Origin of the sequence: Amycolatopsis sp. WAC 01376, assembly GCF_003947415.1 — a bacterium.
Lineage (GTDB): Bacteria > Actinomycetota > Actinomycetes > Mycobacteriales > Pseudonocardiaceae > Amycolatopsis.
On record NZ_QHKL01000003.1, the window covers coordinates 401,300 to 416,513 of the forward strand.

At 69.5% G+C, this 15,214-nt stretch carries 15 protein-coding genes; 6 read left to right on the forward strand and 9 right to left on the reverse strand.

Going from position 1 to position 15,214, the window contains the following annotated elements:
• Positions 1 to 151: 151 nt before the first annotated feature.
• Positions 152 to 1,336 (forward strand): sorbosone dehydrogenase family protein, encoded by a 1,185-nt coding sequence (locus DMH03_RS18625; RefSeq protein WP_125793294.1) that lies wholly within the window; start codon positions 152 to 154, stop codon positions 1,334 to 1,336.
• 121 nt (positions 1,337 to 1,457) lie between these two features.
• Positions 1,458 to 2,735: an SON protein gene (locus DMH03_RS18630; RefSeq protein ID WP_233611553.1), complete on the forward strand. Its 1,278-nt coding sequence runs from the start codon at positions 1,458 to 1,460 to the stop codon at positions 2,733 to 2,735.
• Positions 2,736 to 2,819: 84 nt separating this feature from the next.
• Here DMH03_RS18630 and argG read toward each other — a convergent pair whose 3' ends face one another.
• Positions 2,820 to 4,268 carry an argininosuccinate synthase gene (gene argG, locus DMH03_RS18635; RefSeq protein WP_125793296.1) on the reverse strand — a complete coding sequence of 483 codons (1,449 nt, stop codon included), beginning with the start codon at positions 4,266 to 4,268 and terminating at the stop codon, positions 2,820 to 2,822.
• A gap of 396 nt (positions 4,269 to 4,664) precedes the next feature.
• Here argG and DMH03_RS18640 point away from each other — a divergent pair, with 396 nt between their 5' ends.
• Positions 4,665 to 6,227 (forward strand): molybdopterin-dependent oxidoreductase, encoded by a 1,563-nt coding sequence (locus DMH03_RS18640; protein WP_199748921.1) that lies wholly within the window; start codon positions 4,665 to 4,667, stop codon positions 6,225 to 6,227.
• An 88-nt stretch (positions 6,228 to 6,315) separates the two neighbouring features.
• Positions 6,316 to 6,993, forward strand: coding sequence for a fasciclin domain-containing protein (locus DMH03_RS18645; RefSeq protein ID WP_125793297.1), 678 nt, complete (start codon positions 6,316 to 6,318; stop codon positions 6,991 to 6,993).
• Positions 6,994 to 7,053: 60 nt separating this feature from the next.
• On the opposite strand, the gene DMH03_RS18650 is transcribed toward DMH03_RS18645, so the two are convergent.
• From DMH03_RS18650 to DMH03_RS18670, 5 genes are all read right to left on the reverse strand, one after another.
• Entirely contained in the window at positions 7,054 to 7,359 is a 306-nt protein-coding gene (locus DMH03_RS18650; RefSeq protein WP_125793298.1) for a hypothetical protein, read from the reverse strand.
• A complete protein-coding gene (locus tag DMH03_RS18655; protein WP_125789492.1) occupies positions 7,356 to 7,751 on the reverse strand; it encodes an Asp23/Gls24 family envelope stress response protein in 396 nt (131 codons plus the stop codon). Before DMH03_RS18655 ends, DMH03_RS18650 begins: the two co-directional genes overlap by 4 nt.
• Complete coding sequence (locus tag DMH03_RS18660) at positions 7,741 to 8,307, reverse strand: anti-sigma factor (RefSeq protein ID WP_125793299.1); 567 nt, start codon at positions 8,305 to 8,307, stop codon at positions 7,741 to 7,743. Before DMH03_RS18660 ends, DMH03_RS18655 begins: the two co-directional genes overlap by 11 nt.
• A complete protein-coding gene (locus DMH03_RS18665; RefSeq protein ID WP_125793300.1) occupies positions 8,298 to 8,879 on the reverse strand; it encodes an RNA polymerase sigma factor in 582 nt (193 codons plus the stop codon). The genes DMH03_RS18660 and DMH03_RS18665 overlap by 10 nt, the downstream gene beginning before the upstream one ends.
• Before the next feature lie 144 nt (positions 8,880 to 9,023).
• Positions 9,024 to 9,797 (reverse strand): ABC transporter permease, encoded by a 774-nt coding sequence (locus DMH03_RS18670; protein ID WP_125793301.1) that lies wholly within the window; start codon positions 9,795 to 9,797, stop codon positions 9,024 to 9,026.
• Between the two features lie 76 nt (positions 9,798 to 9,873).
• Between DMH03_RS18670 and DMH03_RS18675 the strand changes: the two genes are divergently transcribed.
• Complete coding sequence (locus tag DMH03_RS18675; protein ID WP_125793302.1) at positions 9,874 to 10,347, forward strand: MarR family winged helix-turn-helix transcriptional regulator; 474 nt, start codon at positions 9,874 to 9,876, stop codon at positions 10,345 to 10,347.
• Between the two features lies 1 nt (position 10,348).
• Here DMH03_RS18675 and DMH03_RS18680 read toward each other — a convergent pair whose 3' ends face one another.
• Both DMH03_RS18680 and DMH03_RS18685 read right to left on the reverse strand, forming a co-directional pair.
• Positions 10,349 to 11,527: an FAD-dependent monooxygenase gene (locus tag DMH03_RS18680; protein WP_125793303.1), complete on the reverse strand. Its 1,179-nt coding sequence runs from the start codon at positions 11,525 to 11,527 to the stop codon at positions 10,349 to 10,351.
• A 58-nt stretch (positions 11,528 to 11,585) separates the two neighbouring features.
• The gene (locus DMH03_RS18685; RefSeq protein WP_125793304.1) at positions 11,586 to 12,731 is read right to left on the reverse strand and encodes a CaiB/BaiF CoA-transferase family protein; all 1,146 of its coding nucleotides are present in this window, start codon (positions 12,729 to 12,731) and stop codon (positions 11,586 to 11,588) included.
• A 515-nt stretch (positions 12,732 to 13,246) separates the two neighbouring features.
• Between DMH03_RS18685 and DMH03_RS18690 the strand changes: the two genes are divergently transcribed.
• Complete coding sequence (locus DMH03_RS18690; protein ID WP_125793305.1) at positions 13,247 to 14,065, forward strand: NAD(P)H-binding protein; 819 nt, start codon at positions 13,247 to 13,249, stop codon at positions 14,063 to 14,065.
• Here the strand turns inward: DMH03_RS18690 and DMH03_RS18695 are convergent, their stop codons facing one another.
• Positions 14,066 to 15,001: a hypothetical protein gene (locus tag DMH03_RS18695; RefSeq protein ID WP_125793306.1), complete on the reverse strand. Its 936-nt coding sequence runs from the start codon at positions 14,999 to 15,001 to the stop codon at positions 14,066 to 14,068.
• Positions 15,002 to 15,214 lie beyond the last annotated feature (213 nt).

Sequence of the window (15,214 nt, forward strand, 5' to 3'; positions counted from 1 at the left end):
GAAGAGTGAACGCCGAGAAAACGATCTTGGGCGAGTAGGCAACGGGGCTCCGGCGGAAAGAAACCGACGAAAAGCTCGCGGATGGAGGTACCGTCGCTGCTCCGGCCGCGCTTGAATTGGACCAGACCATTCAACGGCGATTGGAGTCCACATGACGCGACGGCACCTCCGCCGGGGGTTGTCCCTGGTGGCCGGGCTCGCCTTGGCCGGAGCGCTGCTCCCGGCCGCGAGCAGCGCGGAAACCGTGGAAGCGCGGGGTGTTCCGCTCGGCGAACTGACCGCCACGGCGACCAAGGTCGCGTCCGGGCTGGTGAACCCGACCGCGATCACGGCGCTCGACGACGGGAGCGGCCGGATCCTCATCGTGGAGAAGAGAGGCGTCGTCCGGGCCTACCATCCCAGGACCGGGCTCGCCGCCAAACCGGTTCTGGACATCAGCGACAAGGTGAACGGCGCGGACGTCGAACGCGGGTTGCTCGGGCTCGCGATCGCCAAGGACAGGCGCGCGTACGTCGCCTACACCCGCAAGTCCGACAGCGCGGTGACGCTGGCACGGGTCCGGCTGGACACCGGGGAGCTCACCGAACTGCTGACCCAGCCGCATGCCGAATTCCCCAACCACAACGGTGGCCAGCTGGCCTTCGGCCCGGACGGGTACCTGTACTGGGGGATCGGTGACGGCGGCGGAGGCGGCGATCCGCTGGCCAGCGGGCAGCGGCTGGACACGCTGCTCGGCAAGATCCTGCGCGTCGACGTCAACCGCGCCTGCCGTCCGCTGCGCTACTGCGTCCCGGCGGGCAACCCGTTCGTGGGTGTCGCGGGCGCGCGGGCGGAGATCTGGGCGTACGGGCTCCGCAATCCGTGGCGGTTCTCCTTCGACCGGGCCGATGGCTCGCTGTGGATCGGCGACGTCGGCCAGGGCCGGTTCGAGGAGGTCGACCATCTCGCGAAGGACAAGGGCGGCGCGAACCTCGGCTGGTCCTGCAAGGAAGGTCCGGTCGTCTTCGACGAGACGCGCTGCAAGGACGGCGTGACCTACACCGACCCGGTCTTCCACTACGTCTCCGGCACGGAGGGCTGCGCGGTGATCGGCGGGCACGTCTACCGCGGCAGGAAGTACGCCGCGCTGGCGGGCGGGACCTACCTCGCCACCGACTTCTGCCAGGGAACCGCCTGGGCCGTCCGCAAGAAGGCCGACGGCACCTACGAAAGCGCCCGGATCGGCGAGTTCCCGCTCGACGCCACCACGTTCGGCACCGACCTGAACGGCGAGCTGTACCTGGCCGACGAAACACCCGGCGGGCTGCACCGGATCTCGTTCGCCCGCAAGGGCTGACACCCGCTTCCCGGCCGCGTCCGCCCGGCGCGGCCGGGATCCGGCCCCACGCGTTTCATCAAGTTTTCATCATCCCTCCATAGCGTCATGCCGTCCGGTGAATTCAGTGATGGAGGGCGACGTGGAGCAAACATTCCCACCCGGAGGCGCGCAGTGGCCGCCGCCGCAGGGCTGGGTCCCGCAACCGGCACCGGCGCCGCCTGCCCGGAAACCCCGGTGGCTGCTGTTCGGCGGTATCGCCGGGCTGGTGCTGGTGCTCCTCGCCGGCCTGACGACCTGGCTGCTGTGGCCGTCGAAAGCGGGCCGTGAACCCTTCGAGCAGGCGTTGGCAGGCCTTTCCTCGGCGCCGGCCGTCCGCAACAGCACCTCCGCGGTCGGCGGGATGATCGAGACGGACGTGAAGACCACCGCGTACGGCGAGACGTCCGGCACGATGTCCTTCCAGGGCAAGAAGATCGAGCTCCTGGTCGTCGGCGGCAAGGTCTTCTTCAAGGCACCCGACGGCCTGCTGCCCGGCTTGGGTGCGGACTCTGCGGGCACCGAAGACCTCAAGGACCGGTGGATCACCGGCGAGGAAGCGCTGTTCGGCCCGGTCCTGCAGCAGTTCGAGTCCCCGGAGAAGCTCGCCGCCCGCCTGCGCGAGGCGCTGGAGCGGGCGGAGGACATCCCCGGCGACCAGAACGAGACCGTCCGGGACGTCCCGGCGCTCAAGGCGAGCACACCCGCCGGGGACCTGTACGTCTCGAAGGAGGCGCCGCACCGGCTTCTTCGCTACTCCGTGAAGATGCCGTCGATGCCCAAGGTCCCGACGATGCCCGACGCGGGGTCGCTGCCGCAGATGCCGCCCGGCGCGGGAGTCGGTGACTCCGATGTGGACGCTTTGTCGCCGTCGGAAACCGTCGAAGTCTACGAAAAGCTGATGGTGAACACCCAGAAGCTGTCCGACGCCGTCGACACCGGTGTGCGGTTCGACATGGACGGCGCGGCGACCGTGGCGTGCAGCGGTTCGGGCTGCACGGTGACCGCGAACGTGTCCAACTCCGCCTCGGCGAACAGCGGCGGGAAGGTCACCGGTCAGGTCAAGGCCACGATGACCGCGAACGTGACCATCGGCGGCCGCTCGGCGGGCAGCTGCCGGGAAACGGCGACCCTGCCGCTGAACGGCTCGGGCTCGATCAGCTGCGTCAACGGCGGGGCCGGGAGTGTCTTCAGCGCCGTCGAAGCGGAGAAGAAGGCGGAGGCCGAAGCGCAGTCTCGGGCCTCGGGCGGGGTGCCGGTCCAGTACCGGATCGAGAGCATCGCGTCGGTTTCGGTCCTGGCCGAAGCGATCGGCCAGGTCGAGATCAAGCGGTTGATCGACGAACTGGGGAACCGGCGGTCCGCGCTCAGCGGCAAGTGAACCGGCCATCGCCGAATGAGAACAGCGCCGGGCGAACGGCTTCGATGCCGCGCGCCCGGCGCTTTCGCGTCCCGGATATTCGGGTCAGTCCGTGCCGGATTCGATCGCGGCGTGGTCGAGCAGTTCGTCCTCGGCCGAGGCCTTGCCGCGGGAGGCGATCGCCTGCGCGCCGCCCGCGTCCATCGCCCCGATCAGCCCGGTCGACGCGGCCTGCGCGGCGCCGATCAGCGTCGGATGCCCGCCGCCGACCATGCCGAGCCCGGCGTACTGCTCGAGCTTGGCGCGCGAGTCCGCGATGTCGAGGTTCCGCATGGTGAGCTGGCCGATCCGGTCCACCGGGCCGAACGCCGAGTCCTCGGTGCGCTCCATCGACAGCTTGTCCGGGTGGTAGCTGAAGAACGGGCCGGTGGTGTCGAGGATCGAGTAGTCCTCGCCGCGCCGCAGCCGCAGGGTGACCTCGCCGGTGACGGCCGCGCCGACCCACCGCTGCAGCGACTCGCGCAGCATCATCGCCTGCGGGTCCAGCCAGCGGCCTTCGTACATCAGCCTGCCGAGGCGGCGGCCTTCGTTGTGGTAGCTGGCGAGGGTGTCCTCGTTGTGGATCGCGTTGACGAGCCGCTCGTACGCGGCGTGCAGCAGCGCCATCCCCGGCGCTTCGTAGATGCCGCGGCTCTTGGCCTCGATGATCCGGTTCTCGATCTGGTCGGACATGCCGAGCCCGTGCCGCCCGCCGATCGCGTTGGCCTCCAGGACCAGGTCGACCGCGGTGGCGAACTCCTTGCCGTTGATCGTCACCGGACGGCCCTGCTCGAAGCCGATCGTGACGTCCTCGGGCGCGATCTCGACCTCGGCGTCCCAGAACCGGACGCCCATGATCGGGTTGACGATCTCGATGCCGGTGTCGAGGTGTTCGAGCGACTTGGCCTCGTGCGTCGCGCCCCAGATGTTCGCGTCCGTGGAGTAGGCCTTCTCGGTGCTGTCCCGGTAGGGCAGGCCGTGGGCCTGCAACCACTCGGACATCTCCTTGCGGCCGCCGAGCTCGCTGACGAACGCGGCGTCCAGCCACGGCTTGTAGATCCGCAGGGACGGGTTCGCGAGCAGGCCGTAACGGTAGAACCGCTCGATGTCGTTGCCCTTGAAGGTGGAACCGTCGCCCCAGATCTGGACGTCGTCCTCGAGCATCGCGCGCACCAGCAGCGTGCCGGTGACCGCGCGGCCGAGCGGGGTCGTGTTGAAGTAGGTGCGACCGCCGTTGCGGATGTGGAAGGCGCCGCAGGCCAGCGCCGCCATCCCTTCCTCGACCAGCGCGGCCTTGCAGTCGACGGCGCGCGCGATCTCGGCGCCGTAGGCCTTCGCCCGGCCCGGGACCGACGCGATGTCGGGTTCGTCGTACTGGCCGATGTCAGCGGTGTAGGTGCACGGCACAGCACCCTTCTCGCGCATCCACGCGACCGCTACCGAGGTGTCGAGGCCGCCGGAGAAGGCGATCCCGACGCGTTCGCCGACAGGCAGAGAGGTGAGTACCTTGGACATGATGGAAGTATATGCATAGGTGTGTATGACCATGCAAGCCGGGGTGAGCAGGGCAACTCGGGCGGGTGGTGGGCCGGGTGGTCGTGAGTGGCGATTCGGGTCTTAGGTACTACGCGGGTTCCGGCTGCGGTTGCTGCCAGGCCTTCACACCTTGCCGAGGTACATGAAGGACCCCTTCCTGTACCTAGGCGCAAGGAAGGGGTCCTTCATGTACTCAGGCGGGCAGGCGCTCACGACCACCCCGGCCGACGCGGCACTCGCGCCCGTGTCCGATTCGTGACCTGTCCGCGGGGGCTTCCGCCACGAATACTTGGTGACGCCCCCTGCGAAAAGCGCCGATTTCCCTTGCCGCAAAAGGAAACCAGTCCGTAGCCCCGACGGCTGCGAATACCTGGCATGAAGACTTCGCGGGCCGATCGGAACCAACGCCTCCCCTTCTTCGGAGCGGCGCTGATCGGTGTCGTGGCCCTCGCCGCGGCACTGGCGGCCGGTCATCTGGTGGCCGGGTTCATCAGTGCCAACGCTTCGCCGTACCTCGCGGTCGGCAACGGGGCGATCGATCTGACCCCGATCGAGCTGAAGGACTTCGCGGTCCGCACGTTCGGTGTCTACGACAAGCTCGTGCTGCTCGGCGGGATGGCCCTGGTGATGGTGCTCGCCGCGGCCGCGGCGGGGGTCGCCTCGCGCCGGTCGCCCGTTCCGGGGATCGTGCTGATCGCCGCTTTCGGTCTGCTGGGCGGGTTCGCCGTGTCGCAGCGTCCCGACCTCGATTCGGTCGCCCTGCTCGCGCCGCTGGCCAGCCTGATCGCCGGAGTCGGCGTCTTCTTCTGGCTGCATCGCATCGCCATCACGAGGTCCCGAACCGTCGAGGAGGCCTCCGGTGCCGCTCCGTCGCGCCGGTCGGTGCTGCTGGCCGGGGCGGGTGCCGTCGTGGCCGCGGGGGCGGCGGGGGCCGGAGGGCAGCTACTCGCCGGCACGCGAGACGCGGAGTCCTCCCGCGCGGCCATCGGGCGGCTCGTTCCCGCCGAGCCGGCGCCGCCGATCCCGGCCGACGCGGATTTCGCCAAACTGGGCACGCCGACGTTCCTCACCTCGAACCGCGACTTCTACCGCGTCGACACCGCCCTGTCGGTGCCGCAGGTCCGGGCCGAGGACTGGAGTCTCCGCCTGCACGGCATGGTGCGCAACGAAAAACGGTACAGCTACGACGACATCCGCAACCGGCCGCTGATCGAGCGCACGATCACCATGACCTGCGTGTCCAACGAGGTCGGCGGCACCTACGTGTCCACGGCGAACTTCATCGGCGTGGACCTCGGAGAGCTGTTGCGGGAGGCCGAAGTCCTGCCCGGTGCCGAGCAGATCTTCTCCACCAGCGTCGACGGCTGGACGGCGGGCAGCCCGGTCGTCGCCGCGCTCGATCCGGAGCGGGGCGCGATGCTGGCGATCGGGATGAACGGGGAACCGCTGCCGGTCGAACACGGTTTTCCCGCCCGAATGGTCATCCCCGGTCTCTATGGCTACGTTTCGGCGACGAAATGGGTCAAGGATCTGGAGATCACCACCTGGAAAGCGCGTCGCGCGTATTGGCTCGACCGAGGCTGGGGCGAACAAGCCCCGATCAAAACGCAGTCCAGGATCGACAGTCCGAAAGGATTCGAAACGGTACCCGCGGGCAAGGTCCGGATCTCGGGTGTCGCGTGGGCGCAGCGCACCGGTGTCGAGCGGGTCGAAGTCCGGCTCGGCGCGGGCGGGAACTGGCAGCCCGCAATGCTTTCCCGTGAGGTGGGCCTCAACACCTGGCGGATGTGGTGGACCGAATTCGACGTCCCGGCCGGCAGTCACCAGGTCACCGTCCGCGCGGTCGACAAATCCGGCTACACCCAGACCGACGCACGCGCCGGAACCGTTCCGGACGGTGCGACGGGCTGGCATGTCATCAGTTTCACCGCACGGTGATCGGGGTCACTCGAAAGAGTGGCAATCCGATTCCGTGGTGGTTCCGAATACCCGGTAAGAGTCCGAAAAACAAATGGAGTGATTTTCCGTGAACAAGCTTCGCGTCGCAGGAATCGGTTTCACCGCGGTCACCGCGCTGGCCCTGGCCGCCTGCAGCAGCAATGACAGCGCTTCGTCCGGCAGCTCCAGCAGTGCCCCCGCGCCCGCCCCGTCCTCGTCGATGTCGGCCCCGATGTCCAGTGCCGCCTCGGGTGACGGTGTCACCACCAACGCCGACGTGTTCGGTCCCGCGTGTTCGCAGTTGCCGCAGGGCAGTGCGGCGGGTTCGCTGGACTCGATGGGCCCGCAGCCGGTGGCCAGCGCCGCGTCGACCAACCCGCTGCTGACCAAACTGGTCGCCGCGGTGAAGGCCACGAACCTGGTGGACACGCTCAACAGCCAGCAGGCCATCACCGTGTTCGCCCCGGCGGACCCGGCCTTCGCCGCACTCGGTGACGCCAAGTTCGCCGAGCTCGCCGGCAAGCCGGACCAGCTGGCCCCGATCCTGCAGTACCACGTCGTCGGGAAGCGTTACGACGCCAAGGGCCTGGAGTCCGCCAAGTCCGTGGAGAGCCTGAACACCGCGGGCGGCCCGGTCAAGATCGAGGGCTCCGGCGAGAACATGACCGTCAACGGCGCGAAGGTCCTGTGCGGCAACATCCCCACCAAGAACGCGACCGTCTTCGTCATCGACAAGGTGCTGACCCCGGGCACCAACAAGAACTAGGTCCCCACCCTTGATCGCGGTGGCCACGCCCTCGGGCGCGGCCACCGCGATCTTCGTCTGTCAGGGAACGAGCGCGGCGGCGTCCACGTCGGTCACCACGAGACGCAGACTCGCGTTCTCCCAAGGGGTTCCGGTCAGCACCGCGCGCAAGGCGGCCCCGGCGGCCTCCGTGACCGGCGGGATCGGCACCTCCAGCGCGACGACGCGGATCTCGACGACGTTCTCGGTGATGTCGACGGCCATCACGTCGAGATCCCACGGCACCGCCGAGGCGGCGGCCGTGGTCGACGCCTTCGCCGCGCGCAGCCCCGGTACGTCGCGAAGCGTGCTCAGCAGCGAAGCGGTCAGTTCGGAACGTGCGGTCACAGCAGTCCTCCACGGATTTCGATGTCCAAAATGGACACCGAGACGGCCGACGGGGTGAGCCCGGTCGCCTCGGTGACCGCCCGGCTGACGGCACGCTGCACCGCTTGCGCGGTCGCGGCGGCCTGGTCCAGCCCGGAGAGCGAAAGGTCGATCTCCACCCGCACGTCGTCCTGGTCGACGACCGCGCGGACTCCTTCGGTCGGCGCCGGTTCGAGGCCCTTGATCCGCTGCCGCGCGATCCGGGTCAACGAGCCTGCCAGCCCGCGTAACCCGGGTTCCAGGCGTACCACGCCGGGGACCTTCGCCGCGGCGTGCGCGGCGACCGCCGCGATCACCGGTGGGGAGATCACCGTTTCGGTCAGTTGTCTGGCAGGGGCCTGCTCAGGCGTCATAGATGTCCTCCACCACCAGATCGAGCCGGGCCAGGCGTAGGCCGACCCTGGCTCCCGCCGCCGCCGTGACCCGCTCACGGACCACGTCCAGCGAGTCACCGTCGAAGTCATGGGCGATCGCCAGGCTCAGTTCCACGTTCACGGCCGCCATGTCGGTGAGGTCCGGCGCGGGCAGGACCCGGCAGCGTCGCGCGCGGACGCCGTCCACGGAATCCGCGGCGAACCGCAGCACCGCCGCGACCGCCTGATCGCTCACCTGCACCTCGCCCGGTTCCGCGCTGTCCAGCGGCACCAGGTCACGACGCCGGACCTCGGCGCGGACCGCGGACATGATGCGGCTGGTGAGATCCGGCGACGGCTCGGTGTCGTCGTCGGCCAGCTCCCTGGTCAGCCCGCGCAGCACCCGGAGGCTCTCGTGGGTCGCCCGGCAGTGCGGGCATTCGAGTTCGTGCGCGTCCGCGTGGCCCGCGTCGACCTCGTCGAGCCGTTCCCAAACCAATTCGACGTCCCGGCCGCACGGGAGCAAGTAGTCCTGAGTCGCGTGGTTCATCGCCATGGCGCCATCACCTCCGCCAACTCCGCTCGTGCTCGTGCGATGCGTCCGCGCACCGCGGTGGTGGTCGCCCCGATCGCCTTCGCGATCTCCTCGTAGGAGCGGCCGTGGACCTCCCGCAGCAGCCAGCAGGCCCGTTGCTCGGCGGTCAGCCGGTCCAGCGCCCCGGTCAGCGCCGCCAGCTGCGCGCTCGTCTCGGCCGCGCGTTCCGGGCGCCCCGCCGAACCGGTGGATTCCTGCTGGTCCAGCTCGACGTCGGCCACCGGCTTCCTGGCGCGGATCACGTTCAGGCACCGGTTGGTCGTCGTCCGGTAGAGCCAGCCGACGAACGCCGCGTCCTCCTGCAGCTGATCGAGCCGCCGCCAGGCGACGAGGAACACCTCCTGGACGACGTCCTCGGCGTCCCCTTTGTTCCCCAGCATCCGCAGCGCCAGCCGGTACATCGGCCCCTGGAACCGCAGGACGAGCTGCTCGTACGCGCGGATCTCGCCGTCGCGGGCGCGCGCCACGAGTGTCGCGTCGTCCAGCACCGTTTCGCCGGCGGCGGGCGCGTCACTTCTCGCCGACGTCGTCATCGAGCGCACCTGTGCAGCGCCGTCATGCCGAAGCTCCCTTCACATCACCAAGGTCCGGTGACAATCGTTAAGACACGGCTTCCCGGGAAACGTCACGCGGGAAACCCAGCCGACCACGGCACGGGGGATCGCGCACGCCGAAAGTCAGGTGATCGCCCGCCTTCGGAACGCCCAGAGACTCGCGGGGGTGAACACGGCCAGCGCGACGGCAAGCCCGAGCACGCAGAGCCAGGCGGGCAGGTGGGCGACCTGCGGGGTCAGCGCCCCGCGCAGGCCTTCGCTGACGTAGGTCATCGGGTTCAGCGCGCACAGCGCCCGGAACCAGGGGACGGCGGCGAGTCCGGGGAAGGGGAACTGCGCGGAACCGGTGAACAGCAACGGCGGCATCACCAGCGAGAAGGTGATGCCGATCCGGGCGGGGGAGACCAGTGAGCCGATCGTCACCCCGGCGTCGCCGCCGGCCAGCGCGCCGAGCACGGTGTAGCCGAACGCCGCCGGGAGACCGGCCGCCCGCCAGGACAGCTCGCCGAGAACGAGCGCGCCGACCGGGACCATGAGGACGGCGGTGACCAGGCCCCGCGACGCCGCCGCGAAGATCCGCTCGACCACGATCCAGGCGAGCGGCACGGGGGCCCGCAGCCGGTTCTCGATGGTGCGGGTGGCGAATTCCATGGCGAGCGGGAAGGACGCGTTCTGCGCGGCGGCGAAGAACGCGTTCAGCGCGACCAGCCCGGGAAGGAGCAGCCGCGCGTAACCGGGCGGGGTGTAGCCGAGCGTGCCGAGGACCTTCCCGAACACGAGCAGCATCAGCAGAGGTTGCATGAGCACCTGCGCCAGCACTCCGCCGAGCTGTTTCCGGGTGATCAGCAGATCGTGCTCCAGCAGACCCCAGAACACACGCCACGGACTCGGAGCCATATGCGAAGCTTACGCTTGCTTATTACATGCGCAGACCTGGACTTGCCACTAAAGAAGCAAGTGTTAGCGTTGTACTGTGAGTGAAACCACGCAGGTCGCGGAGTCGGTGCGCTGGGCCGTTTCGCGGTTGTCGTCCCGGCTTCGGGCGGAACAACCCGGGGAAGACCGGGGCTTGAGCAGGCTGGCCGCGTCGGTGCTGGCGAATCTGCGGCACAGCGGGCCGCTGACCGTCAGCGCGCTCGCCGCGATCGAGGGACTCCAGCCGCAGTCCCTGACCAGGGTGCTGAACGCGCTCGAAGCCGAAGGCCGCGTCGCGCGGCGCCCCGACGAGCACGACCGGCGGGCTCAGCGGATCGCGATCACCGGCGAGGGCCGCGAGGCCTTGCGCGCGCATGTGCGGGACGGCAACCGCTGGCTGGCGCGGGCCTTCGACGAAACGCTGACACCCGCCGAACGGGAAATCGTGCGGGTGGCGGCGGGCCTCCTGCTCCAGGTCGCCGAGCACGGGGCCGGAGACGAGCGCGGCCAGGGTGCCGCGCCGGCCTTGTGAATCAACCCTGACGGGCGAGCGCCGGGTACTCGTCGAGGGTGATGTCGGTGGCGAACTTGTCGGTCACCCACAGCATCCAGCGCAGCATGAACGCCCGCCGGAACAGCTGGTCGCGCAGCTTGATCCGCAGTTTCGTCGGCGGCGCGAGGAACGGGCCTGCGTTGGCGCCGCGGGCCACCTTGGCGTAGCCGCGGAACTTCTCGTCGTACCGCCGGAAGGCCACCTCGTGGTCGCCGTTCGCCGCGGCGAGTTCGCCCGCGATGACGTACGCGGCCACGATGGCGAGCCCGGTGCCGAAGCCGCCTAGGGTGTTGCCGTACGCGGCGTCGCCGAGGAGCGCGACGCGCCCGGTTGAGTAGCCGTCCATCGTGACCCGGCTGATCGAGTCCAGGTAGACGTCGTCCGAGCGGTTCACCACCTCCATCAGTTCGGGCAGCCGCCAGCCGCCGTCGGCGAACGCCGCGGTCAGGATCTCCTTCTGCTGCCCGATGTCGTAGCGGTCGTAGGCGATTTCGGGGGAGGCGAACACGAAGAACGCGGCCGCTTTGGGTCCGCCGGTGGCGGCGAGCCTGCCGGGCTCGTTGTACATGATCGAGGTGCCGCCGGGCCCGCGGAAGTCGTCGCTCTCCCCGGTCTCGACCAGGGCGTAGTAGTGGCCGAGGTGTTCCACGTAGTCGGTTTCCGGGCCGAACGCGAGCCGTCGCACGGTGGAGTGGATGCCGTCCGCGCCGAAGACGAGGTCGAACCGCCTCGGCGCACCGCGCTCGAAGGTGACGTCGACGCCGTCGGCCGTTTCGGTCAGCGAGGCGATGGAATCGCCGAAGACGTACTCGCAGTCCTGAACGGTCCGTTCGTAGAGGATCGCGGCCAGGTCGCCGCGCCGGATCTCGACGTCACCGCCGGTGAACTCGCCGGGCATGACGGCCAGCGGCCGCTCCGTGGCGTCGATGATGGTCTGGTCGTGTCCGCCGGTCTGGCGCCGGTACACCTCGTCGAGGATCCCCATCCGGTCCAGCACGGCGCGGTGGGTCGCGCCTTTGAAGTCGACCGCCTGGCCGCCGGTGCGGAGTTCCGCCGTCCGTTCGACGACGGTGACCGCGTAGCCCTGGCGGGAGAGCCAGAAGGCGAGGGCGGGACCGGCGATGCTCGCGCCGGAGATGAGGACTGTCCTGTTGGTCATGGCAGGAGCTTCGCGGCCGACGTTGACGAAGCACTGACAGTCCGCTGACGGCCCTTCGTCAGCTCCAGCCGGGCAAGGGAAGGGTGAGCTGCGCGGGATCGTCCGGCGGCGCGGTCTCGTATCGCGGCGGCGTCGCCGACAGGCCGATCGGGTTGCGGGTCAGCCGCACGGTGGTGCCGTCGGGCCGGGGGAGATCGACCGTCGGGCTCAGGCCGAGCCGTTCCGCGAGGGCGAACGCGCCCGCGACGTCGTTGACCTCTCCGGCGGGCACCCCGGCCGCGCTCAACTCCGCCGCCCACTCGGCCGCCGGGCGCCTGCCCAGGTGGTCTTCGAGTAGCGCGCGGAGTCCGTCCCGGTGCTCGACCCGCGCCGGATTGGTCGCGAACCGGACGTCGCCCGCGACCTCCGGCAGACCGATGACCTCGCACAACGCGGCGAACTGCCGGTCGTTGCCGACGGCGAGCGCGAGTTCGTGATCGGCGCAGGGGAGAAGCTCGTAGGGCGCGATGCTGGGGTGCCGGTTGCCCATCCGCGCCGGGACCGTCCCGCCGGAGGTGTACGCGCTGCCCTGGTTCACCAGCGCGGCGAGCAGGCTGGACAGCAGGTCGATCTCGACACGCTGCCCCTGCCCGGTGCGGTCGCGGTGGCGCAAGGCGGCAAGGATGCCGACGCTCGCGAACAGCCCGGCCAGGACGTCGACGAGCGCGACGCCGACCTTCTGCGGCTCGCCCGCCGGGTCGCCGGTGATGCTCATCAGCCCACCCACGGCCTGGATGAGCAGGTCGTAACCGGGCAGCGCGGCGCCGCCGCCGGAACCGAAACCGGTGACGGAGCAGAAGACGAGGCCGGGATTCGCCGCCAGCAGGACCTCCGGGCCGAGACCGAGCCGGTCCATCACGCCGGGCCGGAAGTTCTCGACCACGACGTCGGCCTCCAGCGCCAGCGCGCGGGCATGGGCGCGGTCTTCCGGGTCGCCGAGGTCCAGCGCCACACTCGTCTTGTTCCGGTTGACCGACTGGAAGTACGTCGCCTGACCGGTCGAGTCGTAGGGCGGCCCCCAGCTGCGGGTGTCGTCGCCGATGCCCGGCCGCTCCACCTTGATCACCGTCGCGCCGAGATCGGCCAGCAGCATGGTGGCGAACGGGCCGGCGAGCACCCGCGAGAAGTCGAGGACGCGCAGGGGGCCGAGTGCGGTTTCGGGCATGGGCCCGAGACTAAGTGGTCGCCAAAGGAAGTCCTCCGGAGGTCTCGACGGGTGTCGACCGCACTCGCGTGAGTTACGTCTCCAAGCACGCGAGTCACGCCTTGCCGAAGTACATGAAGGCCCCCTTCCTTGCGCTAGACGCAAGGAAGGGGGCCTTCATGTACTTCACGACCGGCCGCTGAGGTCACAGCCGTCCCACGGTCACCAGGGATCACATCCGACGGTAGCGAAAGCCTCCTTCACTACCGTCAGGGTAGGCAAGGAGGCCCTCACTACCAGGAGAACGCGAGCGCAGGAGCGGCAGTGGCCCCGCTGCACGACACGTTCGTTCTTCCCTCACCAGCGAAAGCCGCTGACCGGACATTTCGCCGGTCGAAAGTGTCCCTTGTGGACGGTTTGGCGAGTGTGATCACGCTCACGAAAAGCCGGTTTTCCCATTACTTTCCTCTAGGTACCTACTATCCCCGGGCCGGTAGCTTCGGCCGCGTCAACGAAACGCGAACCGAGGAGCGACCATGATCGTGGTGACCGGAGCGACCGGGAATGTAGGACGTCTGCTGGTGGAAAACCTTGCCGCCGCAGGAGAAGAAGTGACGGCGGTGTCGCGCCGGATCTCGCCGTCGGACGTGCCCGACGGCGTGCGGACCGTGCGGGCCGACCTCGCCCGGGCCGACGGGCTCAAGGAGATCTTCGACGGCGCGGACCGGGTTTTCCTTCTGACATCGGGAGAATTCCTGGCGGCAGGCGGTGACGTCGCCGAGGTCGTCGCGGCGGCCGGTGGCGCCCGGATCGTGCTCCTGTCCTCCCAGGGCGTCGGAACCGGGCGGCACGCGCCCGCGTACGAAAAGGCGGTCAAGGCGTCGAGTCCGGAGTGGACAGTGCTGCGGCCGGGAGGCTTCGCGTCGAACGCTTTCCAATGGGCACCGGCGATCCGGGCCGATCGGATCGTCGCGGCGCCGTTCGGCGACGTCGCGCTGCCCGTCATCGACCCGGCCGACATCGCCGACGTCGCGGCGGCCGTGCTGCGGGAATCCGGCCACCACGGCCGGTCCTACGTGCTGACCGGACCCGAGCCGATCTCGCCGCGGCGGCAGGCGGCGGACCTCAGCGCCGCGGTGGGCGAGGCGCTGAGCTTCGCCGAATTGAGCGAAGACGAGGCCCGTGCGGCGATGTCGGCGTTCATGCCGCCGGTGGTCGTGGAGGCCACGCTCGCGATCCTCGGCAGGCCGACGGAGGACGAACAGCGGGTCAGCCCCGACGTCGAGAAGGTGCTCGGACGACCGGAGCGGACCTTCGCCGACTGGGCGACGCGGAACGCGGCGGCGTTCAAGTGACTACTTGAGTACCAGCGACCGCGCCATCTGCTTGAAGGCGGGAAGCTGGTCGCCGTCCTTGGCCGGGTCGAAGTCACCGACGACGAGGATGTACCCGGTTTCGGTGAACGTCATGACGGCGTACGCGGTTTTGCCCTTGCTGTCGTGGCCGACGATCTCGAAACCGGGCATCCCCGCGATCGTCACCTCGGTCACCGTGTCGGCGGACGGCTTCGCCGGCAGCTTCCCGAATCTGTCGACCGCGTAGGCGCGCTTGTCCCCGGGCAGCCGCGGCTCGCCCATCGACGGTGCGGCGATGAGTTTGGGGCCGCCTTGCGCGCCACGGGTGAAGCTGAGGCTCGAGGTGGCTTCCTTGCGCTGGTAGCCCTCCGCCGGGGTCAGGTCGAAACCGATGTCGCCCGGCGCGGCCTCGGTGCTCCAGCGGGCGCCGGTGATGGTCTTCTTGACGTCGTCGACGGTCAGCGGGTCGCCCGGTTCGAGGGTGCCGGTGATGATCACCAGCACGTCCTCGGCGGCGAGGATCGCGTTGACCTTGGCGAAGGTGCCCGCCGATGCCCGCTGGACGCCGCTGGTCAGGAAGGCCGGGAACCCGGCGATCGTGGTCTCGACCGGCTTTTCCAGGTCGAGCCCCTTCTGCCGGGCCTGTTCGCTGGTGAAGCCCGCCGCTATCTCGGCCATCGCTTCGCGGGCCGGTTTGCCGTTCGCGGGCTGCTCCACGACCACGATGGAGGTCCGGGAGTTCGACCGGCCGATACCGGGCAGGCTCGGCTCCACCCGCATGCCGTCCGGAACCGGCAGCGAGATCCGGGTGCGCGGGATGGCCTGCTCGGTCCCGGTGGCGGCCGCCGTCGTCGCCGGACTCGACGCCGCGGTGCTCGGCACGGCGGCCTGGCCGGTTTTCTGCGTACTTCCGCAGCCGGCGACGAACAAGATCAACGCAGCACACAACACAGACCGAAGACGCACGGATTCCCCCTTGGATTCAAGGGAACTTTACGCCATGGGCCGCAGGGGGAACGGTCCCTCTCACCTCGCGGCGAGCAGTGCCTCGATGCCGTCGGCGGCGGCGAGGACGACGCGGGCTCGAACGCCGGCGCACGGGATGCTCTCGGACACCCTGAGTCCACGCCGGGCCTTGCGTTTAGACTG